19 protein-coding genes are annotated in these 20,915 nt (G+C 64.4%); 3 read left to right on the plus strand and 16 right to left on the minus strand.

All coding sequences use genetic code 11. The features are described 5' to 3' along the window. Nucleotides 1-69: 69 nt before the first annotated feature. From nusB to C501_RS0111045, 14 genes are all read right to left on the minus strand, one after another. Nucleotides 70-528, minus strand: a complete 459-nt coding sequence (nusB, locus tag C501_RS0110980; RefSeq protein WP_018135679.1) for a transcription antitermination factor NusB — start codon at nucleotides 526-528, stop codon at nucleotides 70-72. A gap of 2 nt (nucleotides 529-530) precedes the next feature. Continuing rightward, complete coding sequence (gene efp / locus C501_RS0110985) at nucleotides 531-1,094, minus strand: elongation factor P (RefSeq protein ID WP_018135680.1); 564 nt, start codon at nucleotides 1,092-1,094, stop codon at nucleotides 531-533. Between the two features lie 184 nt (nucleotides 1,095-1,278). Next, the gene (locus C501_RS0110990) at nucleotides 1,279-1,839 is read right to left on the minus strand and encodes a hypothetical protein (RefSeq protein ID WP_018135681.1); all 561 of its coding nucleotides are present in this window, start codon (nucleotides 1,837-1,839) and stop codon (nucleotides 1,279-1,281) included. After that, nucleotides 1,836-2,987, minus strand: coding sequence for a 3-dehydroquinate synthase (gene aroB / locus C501_RS0110995; protein WP_018135682.1), 1,152 nt, complete (start codon nucleotides 2,985-2,987; stop codon nucleotides 1,836-1,838). Before aroB ends, C501_RS0110990 begins: the two co-directional genes overlap by 4 nt. A gap of 4 nt (nucleotides 2,988-2,991) precedes the next feature. Next, nucleotides 2,992-3,636 carry a shikimate kinase gene (locus C501_RS13315; RefSeq protein WP_156807749.1) on the minus strand — a complete coding sequence of 215 codons (645 nt, stop codon included), beginning with the start codon at nucleotides 3,634-3,636 and terminating at the stop codon, nucleotides 2,992-2,994. Then, complete coding sequence (gene aroC / locus C501_RS0111005) at nucleotides 3,633-4,829, minus strand: chorismate synthase (protein WP_018135684.1); 1,197 nt, start codon at nucleotides 4,827-4,829, stop codon at nucleotides 3,633-3,635. Before aroC ends, C501_RS13315 begins: the two co-directional genes overlap by 4 nt. 31 nt (nucleotides 4,830-4,860) lie before the next feature. Beyond that, a complete protein-coding gene (locus C501_RS0111010; protein ID WP_018135685.1) occupies nucleotides 4,861-5,742 on the minus strand; it encodes a shikimate dehydrogenase family protein in 882 nt (293 codons plus the stop codon). A 6-nt stretch (nucleotides 5,743-5,748) separates the two neighbouring features. Next, the gene (gene mltG, locus C501_RS0111015) at nucleotides 5,749-6,948 is read right to left on the minus strand and encodes an endolytic transglycosylase MltG (RefSeq protein WP_018135686.1); all 1,200 of its coding nucleotides are present in this window, start codon (nucleotides 6,946-6,948) and stop codon (nucleotides 5,749-5,751) included. 9 nt (nucleotides 6,949-6,957) lie between these two features. After that, entirely contained in the window at nucleotides 6,958-7,500 is a 543-nt protein-coding gene (gene ruvX / locus C501_RS0111020) for a Holliday junction resolvase RuvX (protein ID WP_018135687.1), read from the minus strand. A gap of 53 nt (nucleotides 7,501-7,553) precedes the next feature. Then, nucleotides 7,554-10,268, minus strand: a complete 2,715-nt coding sequence (gene alaS, locus C501_RS0111025; RefSeq protein ID WP_018135688.1) for an alanine--tRNA ligase — start codon at nucleotides 10,266-10,268, stop codon at nucleotides 7,554-7,556. Nucleotides 10,269-10,340: 72 nt separating this feature from the next. Next, nucleotides 10,341-10,565 carry a hypothetical protein gene (locus C501_RS0111030; protein WP_018135689.1) on the minus strand — a complete coding sequence of 75 codons (225 nt, stop codon included), beginning with the start codon at nucleotides 10,563-10,565 and terminating at the stop codon, nucleotides 10,341-10,343. A 139-nt stretch (nucleotides 10,566-10,704) separates the two neighbouring features. Continuing rightward, entirely contained in the window at nucleotides 10,705-11,070 is a 366-nt protein-coding gene (locus C501_RS0111035) for a DUF948 domain-containing protein (protein ID WP_018135690.1), read from the minus strand. A 210-nt stretch (nucleotides 11,071-11,280) separates the two neighbouring features. After that, the gene (gene rpsD / locus C501_RS0111040) at nucleotides 11,281-11,907 is read right to left on the minus strand and encodes a 30S ribosomal protein S4 (protein WP_026174855.1); all 627 of its coding nucleotides are present in this window, start codon (nucleotides 11,905-11,907) and stop codon (nucleotides 11,281-11,283) included. A gap of 235 nt (nucleotides 11,908-12,142) precedes the next feature. Continuing rightward, nucleotides 12,143-13,507, minus strand: a complete 1,365-nt coding sequence (locus tag C501_RS0111045; RefSeq protein WP_156807763.1) for a replication-associated recombination protein A — start codon at nucleotides 13,505-13,507, stop codon at nucleotides 12,143-12,145. Nucleotides 13,508-13,615: 108 nt separating this feature from the next. Between C501_RS0111045 and C501_RS0111050 the strand changes: the two genes are divergently transcribed. Next, the gene (locus C501_RS0111050) at nucleotides 13,616-14,308 is read left to right on the plus strand and encodes an acVLRF1 family peptidyl-tRNA hydrolase (RefSeq protein WP_026174856.1); all 693 of its coding nucleotides are present in this window, start codon (nucleotides 13,616-13,618) and stop codon (nucleotides 14,306-14,308) included. Here the strand turns inward: C501_RS0111050 and aspS are convergent, their stop codons facing one another. Further along, nucleotides 14,309-16,108, minus strand: a complete 1,800-nt coding sequence (aspS, locus tag C501_RS0111055; RefSeq protein WP_018135694.1) for an aspartate--tRNA ligase — start codon at nucleotides 16,106-16,108, stop codon at nucleotides 14,309-14,311. Between the two features lie 93 nt (nucleotides 16,109-16,201). Further along, entirely contained in the window at nucleotides 16,202-17,554 is a 1,353-nt protein-coding gene (gene hisS / locus C501_RS0111060) for a histidine--tRNA ligase (protein WP_018135695.1), read from the minus strand. Nucleotides 17,555-17,971: 417 nt separating this feature from the next. On the opposite strand from hisS, the gene C501_RS0111065 reads away from it, so the two are divergent. Then, a complete protein-coding gene (locus C501_RS0111065; RefSeq protein WP_051064540.1) occupies nucleotides 17,972-18,724 on the plus strand; it encodes a peptidylprolyl isomerase in 753 nt (250 codons plus the stop codon). Between the two features lie 313 nt (nucleotides 18,725-19,037). Next, entirely contained in the window at nucleotides 19,038-20,372 is a 1,335-nt protein-coding gene (locus C501_RS0111070; RefSeq protein WP_156807750.1) for a DUF349 domain-containing protein, read from the plus strand. The last annotated feature ends 543 nt before the right edge of the window (nucleotides 20,373-20,915 follow it).

Here is a 20,915-nt window from a genome sequence, read left to right on the forward strand (position 1 = left end):
CCTCACAGGACGGAATTAAAGGATGATCTGCCGCAAGAAATGTACCACGATGCCGCTGATGCCAGCAGCTCAGGCGAGCAGGGTCGGTTTGATTTCCTGGAGTCTGCCGAGCAGGCCGTTGACGAACTGAGGCGAATCATCGGTGGACAGAGTGCGCGCCAGCTGCACCGCCTCGCTGACCGCCACCGGATCCGGAACCTCATCGTTGTAGAGCAGCTCCCAGGCCCCGACCCGGAGGATGATCCGGTCCACATTGGGCATCCGGTCCAGGGTCCAGCCCTGGGCGTAGGTCTGCAGGAACTCGTCGATGGCGGTCTGCCGCTCCGCCAGCCCGGCAAGGATCTGCTCGGTGTAGGGGTTGATGACCTGCTCGGTGCTCTCACGCCGGCGCTGCAGGACTTCCTCCGCCGGGCAGGAACGCTGTTCGGCTTCAAAGAGAACCTCAACCGCTCTGCGACGGGCCTTGGAGCGGGCGCTGTTGCCGGTGGCCGGTTTCTTCGCCTCTTCTGTTTCTGTCGGTTCTGTCACGGTCAGTCGTTGACCCGGCCGAGGTAGCTGCCGTCGCGGGTGTCGACCTTGACCCTGGTGCCCTGCTCGACGAACAACGGCACCTGGATCTCGTAGCCGGTTTCCAGGGTTGCCGGCTTGGTGCCGGCAGAGGAGCGGTCGCCTTGCAGACCCGGCTCGGCGTACGTGATGGTCAGCACTACCGAAGGCGGCATATCGAGGTAGAGCGGGGTGCCTTCGTGCAGGGCGATGGTGACGTTCTGGTTCTCCAGCATGAAGTTCACCGCGTCGCCGACGACGGTTCCGGGCACCGTGATTTGGTCATAATCCTGGGTGTCCATGAAGACGAAGTCATCGCCGTCCTGGTACAGGTACTGGTAGTCCCCGCGGTCCACCGTAGCGGTGTCGATCTTGGCACCGGCGTTGAAGGTCTTATCCACTACTTTGCCGGAGAGGATGTTCCGGATCTTGGTGCGGACGAAGGCGCCGCCTTTGCCGGGCTTCACATGCTGGAATTCGATGACGTTCCACAACTGGCCGTCGAGATTCAGGACCGTTCCGTTCTTGATGTCGTTTGTGGTCGCCACAGTTGTCTCCTGCACTCTCCTGATCGCACCCGGCTTCGCTGAGCCCGGGATCGTGGGTTTTCCGGTTCTGGCTGCCGGCCTCGCCGGAGCTTGTCAAAAATCAGCAATCATTCTACCGGGTTCCTGCGGCCGTTCAATGCCACCGCCCAGGGCCGCTGGATGACGACCGGGTCGAGCAGTCGGATCAGGCCACCGAGCAGTGGCGCTCCAGCAGCTCCCTAGCCCGCTGGACGGCGATCGTGGAGACGTGGATCTGCTCCGCCGGAGCCCTGTGCGCTACTCGCAGCTCCAGGGCCGCCGAGAAGTGGCTGACCGCCGAGCGGTAGTCCCCCGCCAGGAAATACGCCTGCCCCAAATGCTGGCTGATGCTGGATTCTGCCGGGCGGCCGCGATAATCCGCCTGAAGCAGGCGCAGGATCCTCAGCGCGCGGTCGGTGTCGTGGGCGGCCGCAGCAACATCGGCCTCGAAGAGCTGAAGTCGGATCGACCCCGGGTCTGCCACCCGGGCTGCGGCAACCAGTTCTGCAGCCTCGTTGACCCGATTCCGGGCCAAGGAGACGACGATCCCCGGCCAGTCCTCAGTGGATTCCGCCAGTGCGGCGGCGCAGAGCTCATCGTCCACGACCTCCCGGCGCAAGGTCTCCGGATTCACCGCCACACCCGGGAAACCCGCACCCGGCCAATCGACGGAACGGTGCACACGAGCGTCCGGCGCTGCGGAGCGGCCCGTCAACCCGGTGTTCATAGCAGCCCCCTGGTCGGTCCTGAACCCGGCAGTCCGCGCGAGCCGGTGCCTTGGGCGATCTCCTGGTAGGCGGCAAAAAGCAGCGAAGTATCCACTGCTGGAAGCATGGCAGGCTTGGCCAGACCGTCGAGCACGACGAAGCGGAGCACATCTCCCCGGCTCTTCTTATCCCGTCGCATCGCATCGAGCAGAGCAGCCCAGCGATCCTCCCGGTAGCTGGTAGGCAGTCCCAGTGATTCCAGGATGCTGCGGTGCCGGTCCGCGAGCTCGTCATCGATCCGGCCCAGGCTTCTGGCGAGTTCTGCGGCGAAGACCAGGCCGATGGAAACCGCGGCGCCGTGCCGCCAGGAGTATCTTTCGACATGCTCGATAGCATGGCCGAGGGTGTGCCCGTAATTCAGGTACTCCCGTTGGCCGGACTCTTTGAGATCGGCTGACACGACAGCCGCCTTGACCGCGATGGTCCGCTCCACCAGCTCTCGGAACTCCTCCGAGCCGGGGTCGCTGGCCGCGGCCGGGTCCGCCTCGATGATCCGCAGGATCTCCGGATCCGCGATGAAACCGCATTTGACCACTTCCGCCATACCGGAGATCAGCTCATTCCGGGGCAGCGTGGCCAGGGCGTCAAGATCGGCGAAAACCGCTGCCGGAGGGTGGAAGGCCCCCACGAGGTTCTTGCCTTCGGCGGTGTTGATCCCGGTCTTGCCGCCCACTGCGGCGTCGACCATGCCCAGCAGACTGGTCGGCAGGTGGATCACCGGCACGCCGCGCAGCCAGGAAGCCGCCACGAAGCCGGCCAGATCAGAGACCGCTCCGCCGCCTACCGAGACGACCGCATCGGAACGAGTGAAGTCGTTCTGCCCGAGCACCTGCCAGCAGAACGCTGCGACTTGGATGTGCTTTCCCTCTTCAGCGTCCGGGATCTCTGCTGTCACCGCAGTGAAACCTGTGGCCTCGAGCTCCTCGCGGACCGCATCCCCGGTCATCCGCAGTGCTCTGGGATGGATCACCAGAACTCGCCGGACGCTCTCGCCCAGGGCTGGCGCCACGCGCGAAAGCAGCCCTCGCCCGACGACGACCTCGTAGTTCTCCGCTGGCTGCTCTCCGGTGACGGCGATCGTGGTGGTGGAGCCAGAACTCATGCTCATCTCCTCAGCGTCCTCGACTTTCAGTTTCTTCGGGCTCAGTTTCTTCGGGCTGCTCTGGCTGCCCGGGCTGCTCCAGCCAGGCCCTGATTTCCGCTATGACCTGCTCGGTGACCTGGCGCCGGGATTGCCCCCCGGCCGTGATGATGGAATCAGCCAGCTCCCGGTACCGCGGTTCTCGGCGCTCAGCGATGCTCTGCCAGCGGGTCAGAGCGTCCGGGGCAGCCGGCCCGCCCGCAGGAGCCAGCAGGGGGCGATCGGTGGCGGCCAGGATCCTGGTGCGGAGCTGCTGAGCATCGGCGTGCAGATAGATCACGAAGAATCGACCGGAAGCCCTGGCGGCCTGGAGCGCCTTGGCACTCGCCTCGTTCATCACGGCGCCTCCGCCCAGAGCCAGCAGGGCCGGTTCCCTTCCGGTCAGCGCATCCTTGACTGCTGCGGCTTCGACGCGCCGGAACCAGGGTTCGCCGTATTCGGCGAAGAGCTCTGGAATGGCACTGCCGTGCTCGGCTTCGATAGCCGCATCCACGTCGAGGAAGGCCAAGCCCAGTTCCTGGGCAGCCCGCCGCCCCACGGTGCTCTTGCCCACCAGCATGGGCCCGATCAACGCGACGCTGCGAACGGATGAGTGCCGGGTAACGCTTTCTGTCACGACGGCTCGGACTCCAGGTACTCCGGGATCGCGGCCAGATAGCCCTGCAAGTTCCGCTGCGTTTCGGCCAAGGAGTCTCCGCCGAACTTCTCCAGAACTGCTTGCGCGAGCACCAGGGCCACCATCGCTTCAGCGACCACTCCTGCTGCGGGGACAGCGCAGACGTCCGAGCGCTGATGATGCGCTTTCGCGGCTTCGCCGGTGGTGGTGTCAACCGTGCGCAGCGCTCTGGGCACGGTGGCGATGGGCTTCATCGCTGCGCGTACGCGTAGCACCTCCCCCGTGCTCATCCCGCCTTCTATGCCGCCGGCCCGGTTGCTCACCCGGCTGACTTTCTGATCCTCGCGGACCATTTCGTCATGGGCTTCGGAACCGCGGCGGCTCGCCGTGCGCAGACCATCGCCAATCTCCACCGCCTTGATCGCCTGGATGCCCATGAGCGCGCCGGCCAGCCGCGCATCCAGCCGCCGGTCCCAGTGCACATAGCTGCCGATGCCCGGCGGCAGGCCGAGGGCTACGACTTCCACGACTCCGCCCAGGGTTTCTCCGGCGCTGTGCGCCGCATCGACTTCGGCGATCATCGCGGCAGAGGTCTCCGCGTCGAAGCAGCGCAGCGGATCAGCATCCAGAGCCGCGATGTCCTCCGGCGATGGAAGAGGAGTGCCTTCGGGCACGGCAGCGGCCCCGACGGCGACGGTGTGGCTCAGCAGGCGGATGCCCAGTTGCTCGAGGAAAGCGGCGGCCACCGTACCGAGAGCCACTCGCATCGCGGTTTCCCGGGCGCTGGCCCGCTCCAGCACGGGGCGTGCCTCGGCGAAACCGTACTTCTGCATTCCGGTGAAATCGGCGTGCCCGGGCCGGGGCCTGGTCAGGGGCGCATTACGGGCCAGCCCGGCCAGCTCCGCTTCAGGCACCGGTTCCGCGGACATCACCTGCTCCCATTTGGGCCATTCGGTGTTACCCACGTGGATCGATACCGGGCCGCCTTGGGTCAAACCATGACGAACTCCACCGAGCAGGCTCACCTCGTCCTGCTCGAATTTCATTCGGGCGCCGCGGCCGTAGCCGAGCCGGCGTCTGGCAAGAGCCGCCTGAAGGTCCGCGCTGCGGATCGGGACCCCGGCGGGCAGGCCCTCGAGGATGCCGGTGAGTGCCGGTCCGTGGGATTCGCCGGCAGTGAGCCATCGCAACATAGCTCCATCCTGCCACGAGTACAGGGCATACTCAGCGCCTCAGCAAGCCAACTGAGTCACACATCACATTGATGACATCGGGGCGGTCGGTGAGATCTTCACCGGTGAACGCCGCAACCTGGGCCACGGCTTGATACAACAGCATCTCCAGGCCGCTCACGGCCCGACCTCCATGCGCTTGCCAGCGCCGAGCGAGATCAGAGGGCCAGGGCGCGTAGGCGACATCCAGCAGCAATGCTCCGCTGAGCTGCGACTGGTGGGCACCCTCGGCTCCTGGGCTCCCGGAGCCCAGAGCGTCTGCGGCATGCGGAGGCAGTGTGCTGATCACTAGCGGGGCCGAGCTCAAATCAGTCTCGGCTAGCGGACTCACGCGCAGTTCCATCCCCCAGCGGCGGCTCAGTACCCGCAGCGGGGCTGCCTGCTCGGGCCGACGCAGAGCCAGCTGAACGCGGCGTGCACCGCGCTCATGCAAAGCCGCCAGGGCGGCTGAGGCAGTACCGCCGCCGCCCAGGATCATAGCGTCAGCACCGACATCTTCATCTTCGCATTCTTCCCGCCCCGCCTGCTGCTGGGCGTGCGCCAAGGCCCGGACGATGCCGATGACATCGGTGTTCTTCCCGTGCAAAGCGCCCGATTCGTCGACCAGCACCGTATTGAGCACGCCGAGTTCGGTGACCAGCTCATCCGGATGGTCGATGAGCTCAACCGCAGCAGCCTTATGCGGCATGGTGACGGAGACCCCGGCCCACTCCTGGGGGGCGCGGCGCAGCTCGGTGAAGAAGGACGGCAGGTCCTCCGGAGGCACGTCTATCGCACGGTAGTCGATGGACCGGCCCAGGCACCGATAGGCAGCTTCATGCAGCGCCGGTGACTTCGAATGGGCGATGGGATGGCCAATGACCGCGGCACGCATGGCAGCTCAGGCGCACCGGCCGGAGTTCGCCGAGCACCAGTCCCGGTACTTGCTCACATTTTGCTGATGCTCTTCGTACGTCGCCGCGAAGAGGGTCTCACCGCTGTCCAGGTTGATCGTGACCCAGAAGTAGTAAGGATTCTGCTCGGGCTCGGCCGCAGCGGTGATGGCCTGCATCTTCGGCGATCCGATCGGGCCCGGCGGCAGGCCTGGCCTGGCGAAGGTGTTGTACGGATTAGAAGCGTCCTGCTTCTCCGCATCGGTGACGTTATAGCTCTTCCTGTTCAGCCCGTAAGTCACCGTGGCATCGGATTCGATCCGGCGCCCAGTCTCCTCATTGGGCTTATTGAGACGGTTCTCGATGGCCCCGGCGATCGCGGCATAGTACCTCTCGCTGCCTTCGGCCTCGATGATGCTGGCGATCGTCAGCACTCGGAACTGATCATCCGCTCCCTGCACACCGGCTACCGCTAATTCATCCATGGTCCGCTGGACCATTTGAGCAAGGATCTCCCGCGCCGAGCTGCCCACTGGGAACTGGTATTCGCCGGGAGCCAGATAGCCCTCCAGAGACGGTGCTTGCGAGGGTAGGCCGAACTGGGTGGGATCCTGCGCGAGCTGCTCGAACTCGCTCACCGGAATCTTGGTGGTGCTGCTGAGTTTCTCGAAGACTTCGCCCTGCCGCAGGTTCTGCGGGATCGGCGAATAGAAGACTTGATCTTGCGGGGACATCAACACTTCGACCGCTTCGGAGGCCTTCATCTGCTTGCGCAGGGGGTAGGTACCCGGCATCAGCCGTTCTTCCGCCTGGACTTCGGAAACCGCGCTGATGAAAGCGCTCTCGCTGGCGACCACATCCTGATTGCGCAGATCAGCGGCCACCGTACGGGTATTCGCCCCGGCCGGGAGCTCGTAGATTACTTCCGCACCGCCCGGGCCAGGATAATCCCGGCCCGGAGTGAGTCCGAGCATCGGGGAGACTACTTGCACCGCGAAGACGCCGACGCCCAGCAGCACCGCCAGGACCGTCGTGATCAGTACCGTACGGCGACGACGCTGGACTTTCTTCGATGTTCGGCGGGAACGGCGTGTCTGGGGTGCTTGCGCACCGGCAGCTTCGGGCGCTGCCCCTATCTGCGCGGGTGAATCGAAAATCGGGTTCACCGCAGAACTCCGCAGCTCGGGGTCAAGATGCTGATAATGCATTCCTCACGATCATTCGGCAACGGAGTGGCCTCCGGCACGGGACTCCCCTGTGCCGCCATCATCCGTTCCGATCTTCGCCTGTACCGCCTGCCCAGCCGGGCTACCGGTTGACTTCTCGATCTCCAAGGCGTGCTGCAGAATCCCCGCAGCAGCCATCTGGTCTACTACTTTACGATGCGCCCTGCCCGGGACGCCAGCTTGGTGCAGCTGCCGGTGTGCCGTTGTCGTGCTAAATCTTTCATCTACTAAACGGACTTCCGCCGTACTACCGGCAGCGGCCAAGCGTCCGGCTAGCTCCTGAGCCAGCAACCGTGCAGCTTCAGCGGAGGCCGATTCGGAGCCGCGCAGGGTCTGCGGAAGACCCACATAAATAATATGAACTTGCTGTGAAAGCGCTTCCTTGACCACGATGTTGAGATCCGAGCCTTTCCGCGCGTCCCTTTGCAGCGTGCGCAGCGGCGTGGCTAGGAGCGCATCCGGATCGGATTGCGCCAACCCGACCCGGACGCTGCCGACATCAAGCCCTAAACGGACCCCGCGGCGGGAGGTCATTTTTTCCGACCCATTCCTGACTCTTTCCTGACTCTTTTTCGCTCTCTAGATCCCTAAGCGCGTTCTTGAACCGCAGCAGCGATTGCTTCGAGCGCGGTCGGGATCTGCGCGGCGTCGCTGCCGCCGCCCTGGGCGACATCGTCCTTGCCGCCGCCGCCGCCGCCAAGGATTCCGGCGGCCAGTTTCACCAGGGCACCGGCCTTGATCTTCAGTTCCCGAGCTGCCTCATTGGTCGCTACCAGAATCAGCGGCCGGCCCTGGCTGCGGCCGGCCACGGCCACGGCGCTAGGAGCAGCGGCGGTACTGGCGCTCAACCGCTCGCGCAAATCGAGTGCGAGGGCTCGCAGATCATCAGCACCGCTAACCTCACCGGCATCGTGTCCGATGAAGGTCACTCCGGAAAGCTCCCGGGAGGTCTCCAACAAGGCCGCCGCCGTTGCGGAGAGCTGATCGCGACGCAGCCGGTCCAGCTCTTTCTCCGTCGCCTTGAGCTTAGCTAGGGTAGCTTCGATCCGGTCGCCGAGTTGATTCGAGGGCACTTTCAGCAGATCGCTCAGCTGCGTCACCAAGGCTCTTTCCGCCGCGAAATGACGGAAGGCCTCCATACCGACCAAAGCCTCTACCCGGCGGTTCCCGGAACCCACCGACTGCTCCCCCAGCAAGGAGAGAGAGCCGATGAGCGAGGTGTTAGCCACGTGGGTGCCGCCGCAGAGCTCGCGGGACCAGGCGCCGTCGATCTCGACGACGCGCACCTGATTTGCGTAGTTCTCGCCGAAGAGCGCCATCGCGCCCAGAGCCTTAGCTTCTTCCAGTGGCATCTGCGCGGAACGCACTTCGAAATTGTTCCGGATCGCGAGGTTCGCGACCTCTTCGATCTCCGAGCGGGCACCCTGACTGAGCGGTTCGCCCCAGGCGAAGTCGAAGCGCAGGTAACCGGCCTTATTGAAGGATCCGCGCTGAGTCGCTTCCGGGCCGAGGATCTGCCGGAGCGCCGCGTGCACGATATGTGTGCCGGTATGCGCCTGTTCAGCAGCATGCCGACGCTCCGCGTCCACCGCGGCCCGCACCAGGGCACCCTCCGGTACCTCTCCTTCCCGGACAATGGCCTTATGCACGCTCAAGCCCTTGACCGGCCGCTGCACATCGAGCACTTCCACCACGAATCCATCGCCCGAGATCAGCCCGGTATCGGCGGCCTGACCGCCGGCCTCAGCGTAGAAAGGCGTCTCCGCGAGCACCAGTTCCACCTGCTCCCCGGCCCGTGCCGAGCCGGTGCGCTGGCCGTCCCGGAGCAGCCCTCGGAGCCGGGACTCGCCTTCCAGTGCGCTGTAACCGGTGAATACCGTTTCGCCTTGCGCGAGGAGCTCGTTGAAGGCCTCGGTATCGGCGTGAGCGCTCTTCTTCTCCTTAGCATCAGCTCTGGCCCGCTCCCGCTGCTCGGTCATAAGCGCGCGGAACTGCCCTTCGTCCACCGCGACACCGGCTTCTTCGGCCATCTCCAGAGTCAGGTCGATGGGGAACCCATAGGTGTCGTGCAGAGCGAAAGCGTCCTGGCCGGAAAGCGTCTTGCTTCCCGATGCCAGGGACTCCGCAACGGCCTCCTCGAGCCGGGCGGTACCTGAGGCGATAGTGCGCAGGAAGGTCTTCTCCTCGGCGTAGGCGATCCGGCTGATCCGAGCGAAGTCCTCCGCCACCGCCGGGTAAAAACCGGCCATGGCGTCTTTGGACACGGGCATCAGCTCCGGCAGCACCGGCTTCTCCACACCGAGCAGGCGCATGGCCCGAACGGCCCGGCGGATAAGCCTGCGCAGGATGTATCCGCGGCCCTCGTTGGACGGCGAGACGCCATCGGAGATAAGCATCAGTGCGGACCGGATATGGTCTGCCACAACTCGCAGCCGAACGTCCTGAGTGTGATGCGGATCGTTCGGATCCTCCGTGGAGGTGTACTCGATTCCGGCCAGTTCGGCGGCTTTGTCCAGAACCGGGCGCACCTGATCGGTCTCGTAGAGGTTCTCCACCCCCTGCAAGATCATCGCCAGCCGCTCCAAACCGAGGCCGGTGTCGATATTACGCTGCGGCAGTTCGCCGGCGATATCGAAATCGGTTTTGGACCGCACGGCCGAGAGCCGGTACTGCATGAACACGAGGTTCCAGATCTCGATGTACCGCTCTTCGTCGACGGCCGGGCCGCCCTCCCGCCCGTAGGCGGGGCCGCGATCGTAATAGATCTCCGAACAGGGGCCGCCGGGGCCAGGCTGGCCGGTGCTCCAAAAATTGTCCGCTTTTCCGGTGCCTTGGATGCGTTCTTCCGGCAGGCCGATCACATCGCGCCAGATACCGCGTGCTTCTTCATCGATTTCACCGGTGTCTTCGTCCTGGTAAACCGTCACCCAGAGCCGCTCCGGATCAAGTCCGTAGCCGCCCTCCGCCAACGGGCTAGTCAGCAGCTCCCAGGCGAATCGGATAGCGCTTTCTTTGAAGTAGTCGCCAAAGGAGAAGTTACCGCACATCTGGAAGAAGGTGCCATGCCTGGCGGTCTTGCCGACTTCGTCGATATCTGCCGTGCGCAGACACTTCTGCACGCTCGTGGCCCGCGGGTACGGGGCGGGCTCCCGGCCCGTGAGGTACGGTACGAAGGGGACCATACCGGCGATATTGAAAAGGATCGAAGGGTCGCTGGAAACCAGTGACGCGCTAGGGACTACGGTGTGCCCTTTGGCAGCGAAGAAATCGAGCCAGCGCTGAGCGATCTCCTGGGTTTTCATGCGTTACGGCCTCCTGTGCCCTTGCTCATGGTCTGGTCCTGGCTGGTTCAGGGTGGATTCTAGAGCCAGCGGTCAGCGGTTCTGCTCTTGCAGGCCAAGGACCTGGCGGAGTTCGCTCTCCCGGCTCGACATGCCGTGGCGGAAAGCTGCCGAGAAGCCCTGGGCGTCTTCGCTCAGCTGTTTCACGGTCCTGTTGAGTCCCGAGGGGCTCAGGCTCTGCTGGGTCTGGTTGAGTTTCCGAAAAGTCAGAACCCCGATGGCTATGCCCAGGGCTAGCCAGAAAATCCTTGCGATCATTGCGGGTTTACCCCTTCCACTGTCTGTTTCGCGCTGCCTGTCGGCGGCTCTCACGGCTAGCAGCCTTGAGTAACTGGTGAGTAAGTACTGCTGAGTAACTGGACGACCTGCTCGCTGGCCTTCCACGGACCCAGCTGCGCTAGCGTCGGTTCACTGGAGTACGGCGCTGTGCGAAGGCCTGCCGTACGCCGTAGGAGAACGCGGCGACCTTGATCAACGGACCTCCGACGGTAGCGGCGATCAGCGAGGAGAGCGCTGACATATTGGCTGTCGCATCGGAGACGTTCGAGGTCATCCCATCGACTTTCTTGAGCTGCTCATTGGTGGTGCTCACCGTCGCTGTGACTTCATCGATCAGCGGCGTGGTGCCATCCCCAATGGAGCGGATGACCTGGCCCAGTTCGTCGAAGACCTTACCGAGTTTGAAGACCGGTACCGCGAGAATCGCGACCAGGATCGCGAAGACCCCTGCGGCGATGAGCCCGGCGATATCTCCACCTGACATGGTTGCTCCTCCTGAAAACGGCTGATCTGGATCAGATTTGGATCAGATACAGTCTGAACGGCTCACGATCACTTTATCCGAAGCTCATGGGCCGCATCGACCGGACTCAGCCGGTGAAGACGCCGGGAGGCCCGCGGTCTCAGACCGCGGGCCTCCCGGCGTCTTCACTCACCAGTTACTGCTGTTCAGCTACCGGCTGAGTCAGACGGATCAACGAGCGTAGAATTCGACGACGAGCTGCTCTTCGCAGGTCACCGGGATCTCTGCGCGCTGCGGCCGGCGAACCAGACGGGCCTGGAGCTTGTCCAGCTGCACATCGAGGTAGCCCGGGACATCGGGGAGCACATCGCGGTGCGCGCCGGCGGCTGCGACCTGCAGCGGCGGGAGCTTCTCGCTGCGCGGGTGCACGTGGATCAGCTGCCCCTCGGCGACCCGGTAGGAGGGCCGGTCCACTCGGGCACCATCCACCATCACGTGGCGGTGCACGACGAGCTGGCGAGCCTGGGCGATGGTGCGAGCGAACCCAGCACGCAGGACCAGAGCGTCCAGGCGCATCTCCAGGAGCTCGACCAGGTTCTCACCGGTCAGGCCCTTGGTGCGGCGGGCTTCTTCGAAGACCCGGGTCATCTGAGCTTCGCGGATGCCGTACTGGGCCCGCAGACGCTGCTTCTCGCGCAGCCGGACCGCGTAATCAGAATCCTGCTTCTTACGGGCGCGGCCATGCTCGCCGGGGCCGTACGGACGGCGCTCGAGGTACTTGGCGGCTTTAGGGGTGAGTGCGATGCCGAGGGACCGCGAAAGGCGGGCCTGCCGGCGCACACGGGGCTTCGTAGGCACGGTGTAGTGTCCTTTTGTTCCTCGTGGCAGAACGGTTTCTGGCCTCCATCGTGGAGAGTCAGGGCTGCCACTCCCTGGTGCTACAGTCCCCGGGCATACTCGGCAATCCATGATTCAGCGCGCGGATCCGTGGATCCTGTGTTGCTGATTGCTGAGGATATTCGCCGAGTCTGGAGCCGGGGCTTGCCAGTGCGGCACACAGTCTATCAGCTCTTACTAGCTCTCCCCAGCTCCCCTAGCTTTCAGTACCGCTCTCGCCGCGGACGATCTGTCGCAGCCGATCGAGCCGGGGGCCGATCTCGCGCTCTGCGCCGTTGCCTGTCGGCTGATAGTAGTCGCGGCCGAGGAGATCCTGCGGCGGGTACTGCTGAGCTGCCACGGAGTGCGGGGCGTCATGGGCGTAGATGTACCCGCGTCCGTGGCCGAGCCGCCCGGCCCCGGGATAATGCGCATCCCGTAGGTGCGCCGGGACTTCGCTGCCTTTGCCAGCGCGCACATCGGCTATCGCGGCGTTGATGGCCTGGTAGGAGGCATTCGATTTGGGAGCCGTGGCCAGGTGCAGCACCGCCTCGGAGAGCACGATCCGGCCTTCGGGCATCCCGATGAGCTGGACCGCCTGAGCTGCCGCCACCGCGATCGGCAAGGCCGTGGGATCCGCCAGGCCGATATCCTCACTCGCGGAGATGATCAGCCGCCGGGCGATGAACCGAGGGTCCTCCCCCGCTTCGATCATCCGGGCCAGATAGTGCAGGGCAGCGTCCGCATCCGATCCGCGGATCGATTTGATGAAGGCGCTGACCACGTCATAGTGCTGGTCCCCGGCCCGGTCGTAGCGCACCACCGCGGCATCGACAGCCCGCTCAGCGTCCACGAGCTCGATCACCGGAACGGGGTCGCCGGTGCTACCGGAGTCCTTCTGCCCGGCAGCTTCACCGCCGCCTTGTGCAGCCTCCGGATGCTCGCCCCGGTGCCGCTCCAGTGCCACACCAGCGGCGGCTTCCAGGGTAGTCAGCGCACGGCGCGCATCCCCGGCCGCGAGCCGCACCAGATGATCCAGAGCGCCGTCACTGGCCTGCACCGTACCGCCCAGGCCCTGCGGCTCCACCACAGCGCGTTCCAGCAGTTTGCGGATATCGTCGTCACCGAGAGGCTGCAGGGTCAGCAGCAACGACCGGGAAAGCAGGGGTGAGACGACGGAGAACGAAGGGTTCTCAGTGGTCGCCGCGACGAGCACCACCCAGCGGTTCTCCACCCCGGGCAGCAAGGCGTCCTGCTGCGCCTTAGTGAAGCGGTGTATCTCATCGAGGAAGAGCACCGTGGTCAGGCCGTGCAGATCACGAGCTGTCAGCGCCTCATCCATTACCCGGCGCACATCCTTGACGCCGGCGGTAACGGCGGAGAGCTCCACGAAGGATCTGCCCGGGCCGCGCGCGATGACATGCGCCAGGGTGGTCTTACCCGTGCCCGGCGGCCCCCAGAGGATCACCGAGCTCGGCCCCGCGGCGGAGTGGCTGGGGGCTGCGGCGAGCCGGTGCAGCGGCGAACCCTCCCCTAGCAGATGCTGCTGGCCCACCACATCATCCAGGCTGCGCGGGCGCATGCGTACCGCAAGCGGGGCCCGGGCGCGCGGAGCGGCGGAGCCCTCCGACTCTGCCGCAGCAGCGAACAAATCACTCACATCTCTACGCTACCCGCTAGCGTAGACAGAATGGGACGCACTGCCTGGGTGACCGCAGACCGGTTGAGCGGCTGGGCGGAGCGCTTCGACGCCTCGCATGGCGGCTACATCGGAAGGCTCGACGGACCTGCTCTCCTGCTCGAGGCGGCGGACGGCAGCGCCGCTAGGCTGAGCTCCCCGTGGCCGGAGGATGACATGAGCACCCTGCTCGCCAGTTCTCGCGTGAGTTCTGCAGATAGCGCGAGGTCGGGAACCGCTCTTGCGGAAACGGAGCTGGAATCCACGATCACGATCCTCGCGGAGCGCGCCGGCCGGCCCGCGAGCATCGCACTGATTCTGATCAGACGCGGCGGCTATGCCCTCGGCTTCGCCCGTTCCGGAAAACTCCTGGCGGCGAAGACCGGCACCCGGTATGTACAGTCGCGCACCGCGGCCGGGGGCTGGTCGCAGCAGCGGTTCGCCCGCAGGCGGGAGAACCAGGCCAGCGCGATGGCCAAGGCCGTGGCTGAGCACGCTGCTGCACTGGCCTTGGCGCAAGCGGACTATCTGCTGCCTGGCGGCGATAAAGCACTGCTTGAGGAAGTCCTCGATCAGCCCGCCGCCGCAGCCCTGGACGGACTGCCCAGATTGGCGTTCCGCGCCGTGCCGGACCCCAAGCGGGCGATGCTGGCAGAAGTCGCGCGCACCTCCGCCGCGATCCGGATCGACGTCACCGACCCCTGATCAGTCCGTCTTCTCCGTCTGTTCCACCGAAGGCTTCTGCGCGGCAGTCTTTGCAGCCGCATCGACCCCGGCTTCCTTGCGCTGCTGGGCAGTAATCGGCTCGGGAGCACCCGTGAGCGGATCGAAGGCTCCGGACTTCGGGAAAGCGATCACATCCCGGATGGAGTCGGTTCCCGCCATGAGCGCGACGATCCGATCCCAGCCGAAGGCGATACCGCCGTGCGGCGGGGCACCGTATTTGAATCCCTCGAGCAGGAAGCCGAAGTTCGCCTGCTGCTCTGCTTCATCCAGGCCCATGAGCGCGAAGACCCGGGCCTGTACGTCACGCTGGTGAATACGGATCGAACCGCCGCCGATCTCATTGCCATTGCAGACCAGGTCGTAGGCATAGGCCAGGGCACTGGCCGGGGCGATATCGAAAGTCTCCAGGAACTCCGGTTTGGGCGCGGTGAAGGCGTGATGCAAGGCGGTCCATTCGCCACCGCCCACCGCGGTATCGCCGGAAGCCTTGGCCGCAGCAGCGGATTCGAACATCGGGAAATCGACCACCCAGGTGAAAGCGAACTCCTCCGGGTTGATCAGGCCGACCCGGTGCCCGATCTCCACCCGTGCCGCGCCGAGCAGCTCCTGCGCATCGCCCCGTTCGCCCGCGGCGAAGAACACACAGTCCCCCGGTTTCGCGCCGACGGTCTCGGCCAGCCCGGCTTTCTCCGCCTCGGAGAGGTTCTTGGCGACGGGGCCGGTGAGCTCGCCGTCTTCCTGGATGAGGACGTAGGCCAGCCCCTTGGCTCCGCGCTGCTTGGCCCACTCCTGCCAGCCGTCCAGGGTGCGCCGGGCCTGATTGGCGCCGCCGGGCATCACCACGGCACCGACATACGGGGCCTGGAAGACGCGGAAGGTGGTGTCCTTGAAGTAGTCGCTCAGCTCGGTCAGCTCCAGCCCGAAGCGCAAATCCGGTTTGTCCGAGCCGTAGCGGTCCATTGCCTCGGCATAGCTGATCCGAGGGAACGGGGTCTCCAGCTCGATGCCGATGAGTCGCCACAGCGCCGCCGTGATGCGCTCCGCGAGGGCCAGGACGTCCTCCTGGTCGACGAAGCTGGCCTCGATATCTAGCTGGGTGAATTCAGGCTGCCGGTCCGCACGGAAGTCTTCATCTCGATAGCATCGGGCGATCTGGTAGTACTTCTCCACCCCGCCGACCTGGAGCAGCTGCTTGAAGAGCTGCGGCGACTGCGCCAGACCGTACCAGTTCCCCGGTGCCAAACGCGCGGGCACCAGGAAGTCCCGGGCGCCGCCCGGCGTAGAGAGGGTCATCGTGGGTGTCTCCACCTCGGTGAAGCCCTCCGTGTGGAGGAGTTCCCGGGCCACCCGATTGGCCTCCGAGCGCAGTTTGAGATTGCGGGCCATGGGGGCGCGGCGGAGATCCAGATAGCGGTGCCGGAGCCGGGCTTCCTCGCCGACCTCGGTGTGCTCATCGATCTGGAACGGCAGGGCCGCGGCCTCGTTGAGCACGGTGACGCCCTCGGCGACGAGCTCGATCTGCCCGGAAGGCAGTGCCGGATTGTCATTGCCCTCCGGGCGGCGCTCCACGACGCCGGTCACCAGGAGCACGTACTCATGGCGGAGGTGCTGGAAGTCCTTCTCCTCGCGCACGACCACCTGCGAGACCCCGGAGGCGTCGCGCAGGTCCAGGAAAGCCACCCCGCCGTGGTCCCGGCGGCGCGAAACCCAGCCCGCGACGGTAACAGTCTGGCCGATGAGATCGGTGTTCAGGGTCCCGAGATCGTGTGTGCGCAGCACAGAGATCCTTTCACTAGCAATATCAGAGATACGTCATCTGAGTGTACCGGCGATATGCCGGCCAGTATTCTTCTAGGTTCTTCTACTCTTCTTTTAGCCTTCTTCTGCACTGCGAGCTTCGATCCGCACGCGCAGGTCCGCTTCCGGTGGCAGCCAGGTCGCCGGATCTGCAGCCACCTGTTCGCCCGAGCGCAGATCCTTGACTTCGTGGCTTTCCTGGTCTGCCGAGTCCGCGCCCAGGAACCAGACGAAGGGAATGCCGCGCCGATCCGCGTATTTGATCTGCTTGCCGAACTTCTCCGCGCTCACCGCAACCTCCACGGCGATGCCCCGGGCCCGCAGCTGATCAGCCAACTGGTGCGCCCGGCCCCAATCAGCGTCCGAGTTCAACGCGATGTACACGGCGCTGGGCACCGGTCGGCTCGCACGCACGGACTCCTGCCCGATGAGCCGGGCCAGGATCCTGCTCAGCCCGATGGACAGGCCGACTCCGGGAAAGACCCGATTGCCTTTGCGTGCAAGCGCGTCGTAACGACCGCCAGAGCAGATCGAGCCCAGCGACTCCTCGCCGTCGATCATGGTCTCCAGGACAGTGCCGGTGTAATAGTCCAGACCCCGGGCAATCGACAGATCCGCCACAACCTTGCCGGGAGCCTGCTGCATGGCAGCTTCCAGCACCTGGCTGAGTTCTTCGAGCCCCTCGTCGAGCAGCGGATCTTGAACACCCAGGGCCCGGACCCGATCCACGAAGCTGAGATCCGGGGTGCGGATCTCAGCGAGCTTCAGGGCAGCTTCCGCCTGCTGCTGGCTCGCTCCGAGTTCCTCGCGGAGCAGCTTCGCCACAGCCTCCGGGCCGATCTTCTCGAGCTTGTCGATACTGCGGAGCACCCCGGCGGTATCGCCCAGGCCCAGGCCCCGGTAGAAGCCTTCGGCAAGCTTGCGGTTGTTCACACGCATCGTGAAGGCCGGAACAGGTAGCGCGGAGAGCGCCTTGGCGGCTACCAGCACCAGCTCGACGTCATAACGGAACGAGAGCTCGCCATCGCCGACGACATCGATATCCGCCTGGGTGAATTCCCGTGCTCGCCCTTCTTGCGGGCGTTCGCCCCGCCAGGCTTTCTGGATCTGATAGCGGCGGAAGGGGAAATTCAGGTGGCCTGCGTTCTCCACGACATAACGAGAGAACGGCACAGTGAGATCGAAGTGCAGAGCCAGGCTCGGCCCGGCCGCCCCTTCCTCGGCCTGCAGCCGGCTGACCGCGTAAACCTCTTTATCGATTTCGCCCTTTTGCAGAAGCTGTTCGACGCTCTCCACAGCGCGGGTCTCGATGGATGCGAATCCGTGCAGCTCGAAGACCCTGCGCAGCGTATCCAGAAAATGCAGTTCCACCATTCGCTCCTGCGGGAGGAACTCGGGGAAACCGGACAGCGAAGCGGTACGGGACATCAGGCTTGTTCTCTCTTCAGTAGTTTCTTGAGCATCTTGTCAGTGTTTCTTCTCCCCAGTGCGTGGCCCTGGGAGTCCGGCAGCTCGACCGCCCGACTATCTCACGGTACCCTTTACACCAGATCAGCACAGAAGTCGATACACTATTAAGGCATTGTTATTAAGGCATTGTTGAATCTGTACGGCTAGTGCCCGGATCTCCGGATGCTCAGGCAGCAGGTTTAGTTTATTCGTCCAGCTCGGTAATAGAACGCGCGGGTCGGGTACCGGGACAGTGTGTCATTTCCCGGGTGTTGGTCTCAGTAATGGCACTAATGATGGCAGTTATGTCCATGGTTATGTCCATAGTCGGATACGTCAGGAGCGTCTGTGACGGGTAATAAGGATCGGCGAAAACAGCGCCGACGCGTGCAGCTGATGGAAGCGAAGCAGGAGCTGCGGGAAGAGCAGCGCAAGCGCCGGTTGCGCGATAACCGCATCGCGATCACGGCGGCGGTGCTGGCACTCGCCTTAGCGGTGATCCTGCAGATCGCGATTTTCGTCAACAACCCGACCGCCGATGAGACGGAAGCAATACAGCGGGATATCGAGACAAGCGCAGCGGCGGAGAGCCCCGCCGCCACTGAGTCTCCGGATATGCCGGCCGTGCCTGATCCTTCTGTCGCCCGCGATCAGACCCTCACCGGCACCTTGAGCCTCAATCAGCAGGATCTCGGGGTCGAACTGGATGGCACCAAAGCTCCACAGGCGGCTTCCGTACTAAAAGTCTTGGCGGATAGCGGATATTACACGAACAGGTCCTGCCATCGGCTGACCACGGGTGAATCCTTCGCCGTGTTGCAGTGCGGGGCCCTCGATGAAAACGGCCAGAACGTACCCGATTTCAGCTGGGGGCCGGTGGAGAACACTCCCTCGGATAATGTCTACCCCGCCGGTACTATCGCCATCGCTCGAGTTGGCGGTGACGGCAACAGCAACAGCACGCAGTTCTTCATCACCTACCGGGACACCACTATTCCCACCGATAGCGCCGGCGGCTACACCGTGGTGGGCAAGGTCACCAATGGTCTTGATACGATCTCGGGGCTCGCGCAGGCCGGGGTACAAGGCGGCGAAAGCGACGGAAAGCCCAATATACCCATCACGATAGACTCGTTTACGCTGAATTGAGCTATCTTGCTGGAAACGTTGCGATCCATCATGATCCGCCGAGGATCACCGGAAACCCGCAGATTCCGGCGGCTACAGCAGAAGCTCGTGCAAGACGTGGCAAGATGAAAGCACAACCGACGAGAATAAGACGCGATCCAAATAAGGCGCACTCCAGGATCCCGGCAACGGCCCTGGGGTGATTCAGAAGAGAAGAGTTCTAGCGGTGACCGAAAGCCAGCAGTCCGACGAAACGCCCGAGACTGAGCAGAATGCTCCCGTTCCAGCGTCTCCAGCGCCTTCGCCAAGCCCCGGACCGGCTCCCACTCCTTCCATGCTGGCGGGCAAAGCAGCAACCAAGTCGGCGGCTGCGGGGGTTGCCGCGCGGCCTGCCAGCCCGAAGCTGTCGGAGCAAGCCCTGACAGAGGCGAAGAAGTTCGGTCGTGCGGACCAAGAAGGTCACGTCTTCGTCATCATCGACGGGGAAGAAATTCCGGTCGGGCAGTACCCCAGCGCCACACCGGACGAAGCGCTGAGCTACTTCGCTCGCAAGTTCGAAGAGATCACCGGTCAAATCGCTCTGCTCAGCCAGCGCATTGCGGCGGGAGCGCCCAGTGAAGACATGCCCAAAGCGCTTGCGCATCTGCGCGAGCAGCTGGCCGAGCGCAAAGCCGTCGGGGATATCAAAACCGCCGAAGCCCAGCTCGAAGAACTCGCCGAACGGATCACGGACTTGCAGCAGGCTGCACGGCAGGCTCAAGAAGCCGCCAAGGCCGCAGAGCTGGCAGCACGGGAGGCGATCGTCACCGAAGTGGAGTCGCTCGCCGGGCAGGATCCGGCACAGACGCAGTGGAAGGCCAGCAGCACTCGGATGAACGAGCTCTTCGAGTCCTGGAAAGAGGCTCAGCGCGGCGGCGTACGTCTTGGACGGGCTGCTGAGGACGTGCTCTGGAAGCGCTTTCGGGCGGCTCGGACCACTTTCGACAGGCATCGGCGCGCCTTCTTCTCGGAGCTGGACAGCGCCAACACCGAGGCCAAACAGGTCAAGGAGAAGTTGGTCGAAGAGGCGCAGGAGCTGTCCTCGTCCACGGACTGGGGGGCCACCGCTGGGGAGTACCGCCGGCTGATGGACCGCTGGAAAGCGGCACCTCGGGGCAATAAAAAAGACGATGATGCACTGTGGGGGCGATTCCGAGCTGCACAGGATGCATTCTTCTCCGCTCGGCAAGCAGCCAATGATGCGATCGATCAGGAGTACTCGGCCAATCTGCTCGTCAAGGAGCAGCTGCTAAGCGAGGCCAAGGCCCTGCTGCCCATCAAGGACCTCGCCTCCGCCAAGCGGCAATTCCAGGCGATCCGAGATCGCTGGGAGGATGCAGGTAAGGTCCCGCGCGCCGATATCCAGCGGATGGAGTCCGGGCTGCGTTCCGTCGAAGATGCGCTGCGCACCGCTGAGAACGAGCACTGGAAGCGTACTGATCCGGAAGCCCGGGCGCGGACTAACAGTGTACTGAGTCAGTTGGAAGCGGCGATCGCGGCCCTGGAAGCAGATCTGGCCGCGGCCAAGGCCTCAGGGAATGAGCGGAAAGTTAAGGACGCCCAGGATGCTCTTGATGCCAGGCAGGCCTGGCTGGCGCAGATTCAGAAATCGGCCGGCGAGCTCGGCTGATCCGGAAGGTCAGCTGATCGTACCTCAGCGCTGAAGCCCGCGGATTTATCCACATCAAGCTGCTTTGGTCTTCCGCTGGCACTTGCCAGCAGCCAGAGTGAGGAGATGCAGAGCCACGTACTCAGTTCTTTGCTTCACGCTCGGTCCGAGGGGGCACCAGTTACGCGGATACCGGAACCGTGTGATGTGCTCGCCGCGGGCTGTCGATTCCACGCTGTTGAGCTGCAGGCAATGCGGCATGAAGGTGTACTCAGCCAGATCTTCGCCGGGGCCTTCCTACCTCTGGATATCCCGGAGCAGCCCGAACACCGCGCTATCGCGATGTCGCTGTGCTTACCTCCGCAGCTACGCTCCCGGCTATTGCTCGGACGGTTCAGCTCCGCCTGGGTCTATACCGGCACTGCATGCCCGCCCCGGGTGACCGCGCTTCTTGATCATCGACGTCGTTCCGGCACCCTACCGCCGTTCAGCCAGATTCAGATCGGGGCCCACTGGCTGGCCCGGGACCGAACAGGCGTTACGCGCCCTAGTCCGCCAGCCCGA

The organism is Acaricomes phytoseiuli DSM 14247 (genome assembly GCF_000376245.1).
In the GTDB taxonomy this organism is placed as follows: Bacteria; Actinomycetota; Actinomycetes; order Actinomycetales; family Micrococcaceae; genus Renibacterium; species Renibacterium phytoseiuli.

Coding starts and splice junctions, on each gene's coding strand:
- C501_RS0111070 (WP_156807750.1), top strand. CDS start 19,038: ATGCTGGCGGGCAAAGCAGCAACCAAGTCGGCGGCTGCGGGGGTTGCC.
- ruvX (WP_018135687.1), bottom strand. CDS start 7,500: ATGACCTCCCGCCGCGGGGTCCGTTTAGGGCTTGATGTCGGCAGCGTC.
- C501_RS0110990 (WP_018135681.1), bottom strand. CDS start 1,839: ATGAACACCGGGTTGACGGGCCGCTCCGCAGCGCCGGACGCTCGTGTG.
- mltG (WP_018135686.1), bottom strand. CDS start 6,948: ATGCATTATCAGCATCTTGACCCCGAGCTGCGGAGTTCTGCGGTGAAC.
- C501_RS0111065 (WP_051064540.1), top strand. CDS start 17,972: ATGGAAGCGAAGCAGGAGCTGCGGGAAGAGCAGCGCAAGCGCCGGTTG.
- alaS (WP_018135688.1), bottom strand. CDS start 10,268: ATGAAAACCCAGGAGATCGCTCAGCGCTGGCTCGATTTCTTCGCTGCC.
- C501_RS0111045 (WP_156807763.1), bottom strand. CDS start 13,507: ATGCGCCCGCGCAGCCTGGATGATGTGGTGGGCCAGCAGCATCTGCTA.
- aroB (WP_018135682.1), bottom strand. CDS start 2,987: ATGAGCATGAGTTCTGGCTCCACCACCACGATCGCCGTCACCGGAGAG.
- C501_RS0111035 (WP_018135690.1), bottom strand. CDS start 11,070: ATGTCAGGTGGAGATATCGCCGGGCTCATCGCCGCAGGGGTCTTCGCG.
- aroC (WP_018135684.1), bottom strand. CDS start 4,829: ATGTTGCGATGGCTCACTGCCGGCGAATCCCACGGACCGGCACTCACC.
- C501_RS0111010 (WP_018135685.1), bottom strand. CDS start 5,742: ATGCGTGCCGCGGTCATTGGCCATCCCATCGCCCATTCGAAGTCACCG.
- C501_RS0111050 (WP_026174856.1), top strand. CDS start 13,616: ATGGGACGCACTGCCTGGGTGACCGCAGACCGGTTGAGCGGCTGGGCG.
- C501_RS0111030 (WP_018135689.1), bottom strand. CDS start 10,565: ATGATCGCAAGGATTTTCTGGCTAGCCCTGGGCATAGCCATCGGGGTT.
- hisS (WP_018135695.1), bottom strand. CDS start 17,554: ATGTCCCGTACCGCTTCGCTGTCCGGTTTCCCCGAGTTCCTCCCGCAG.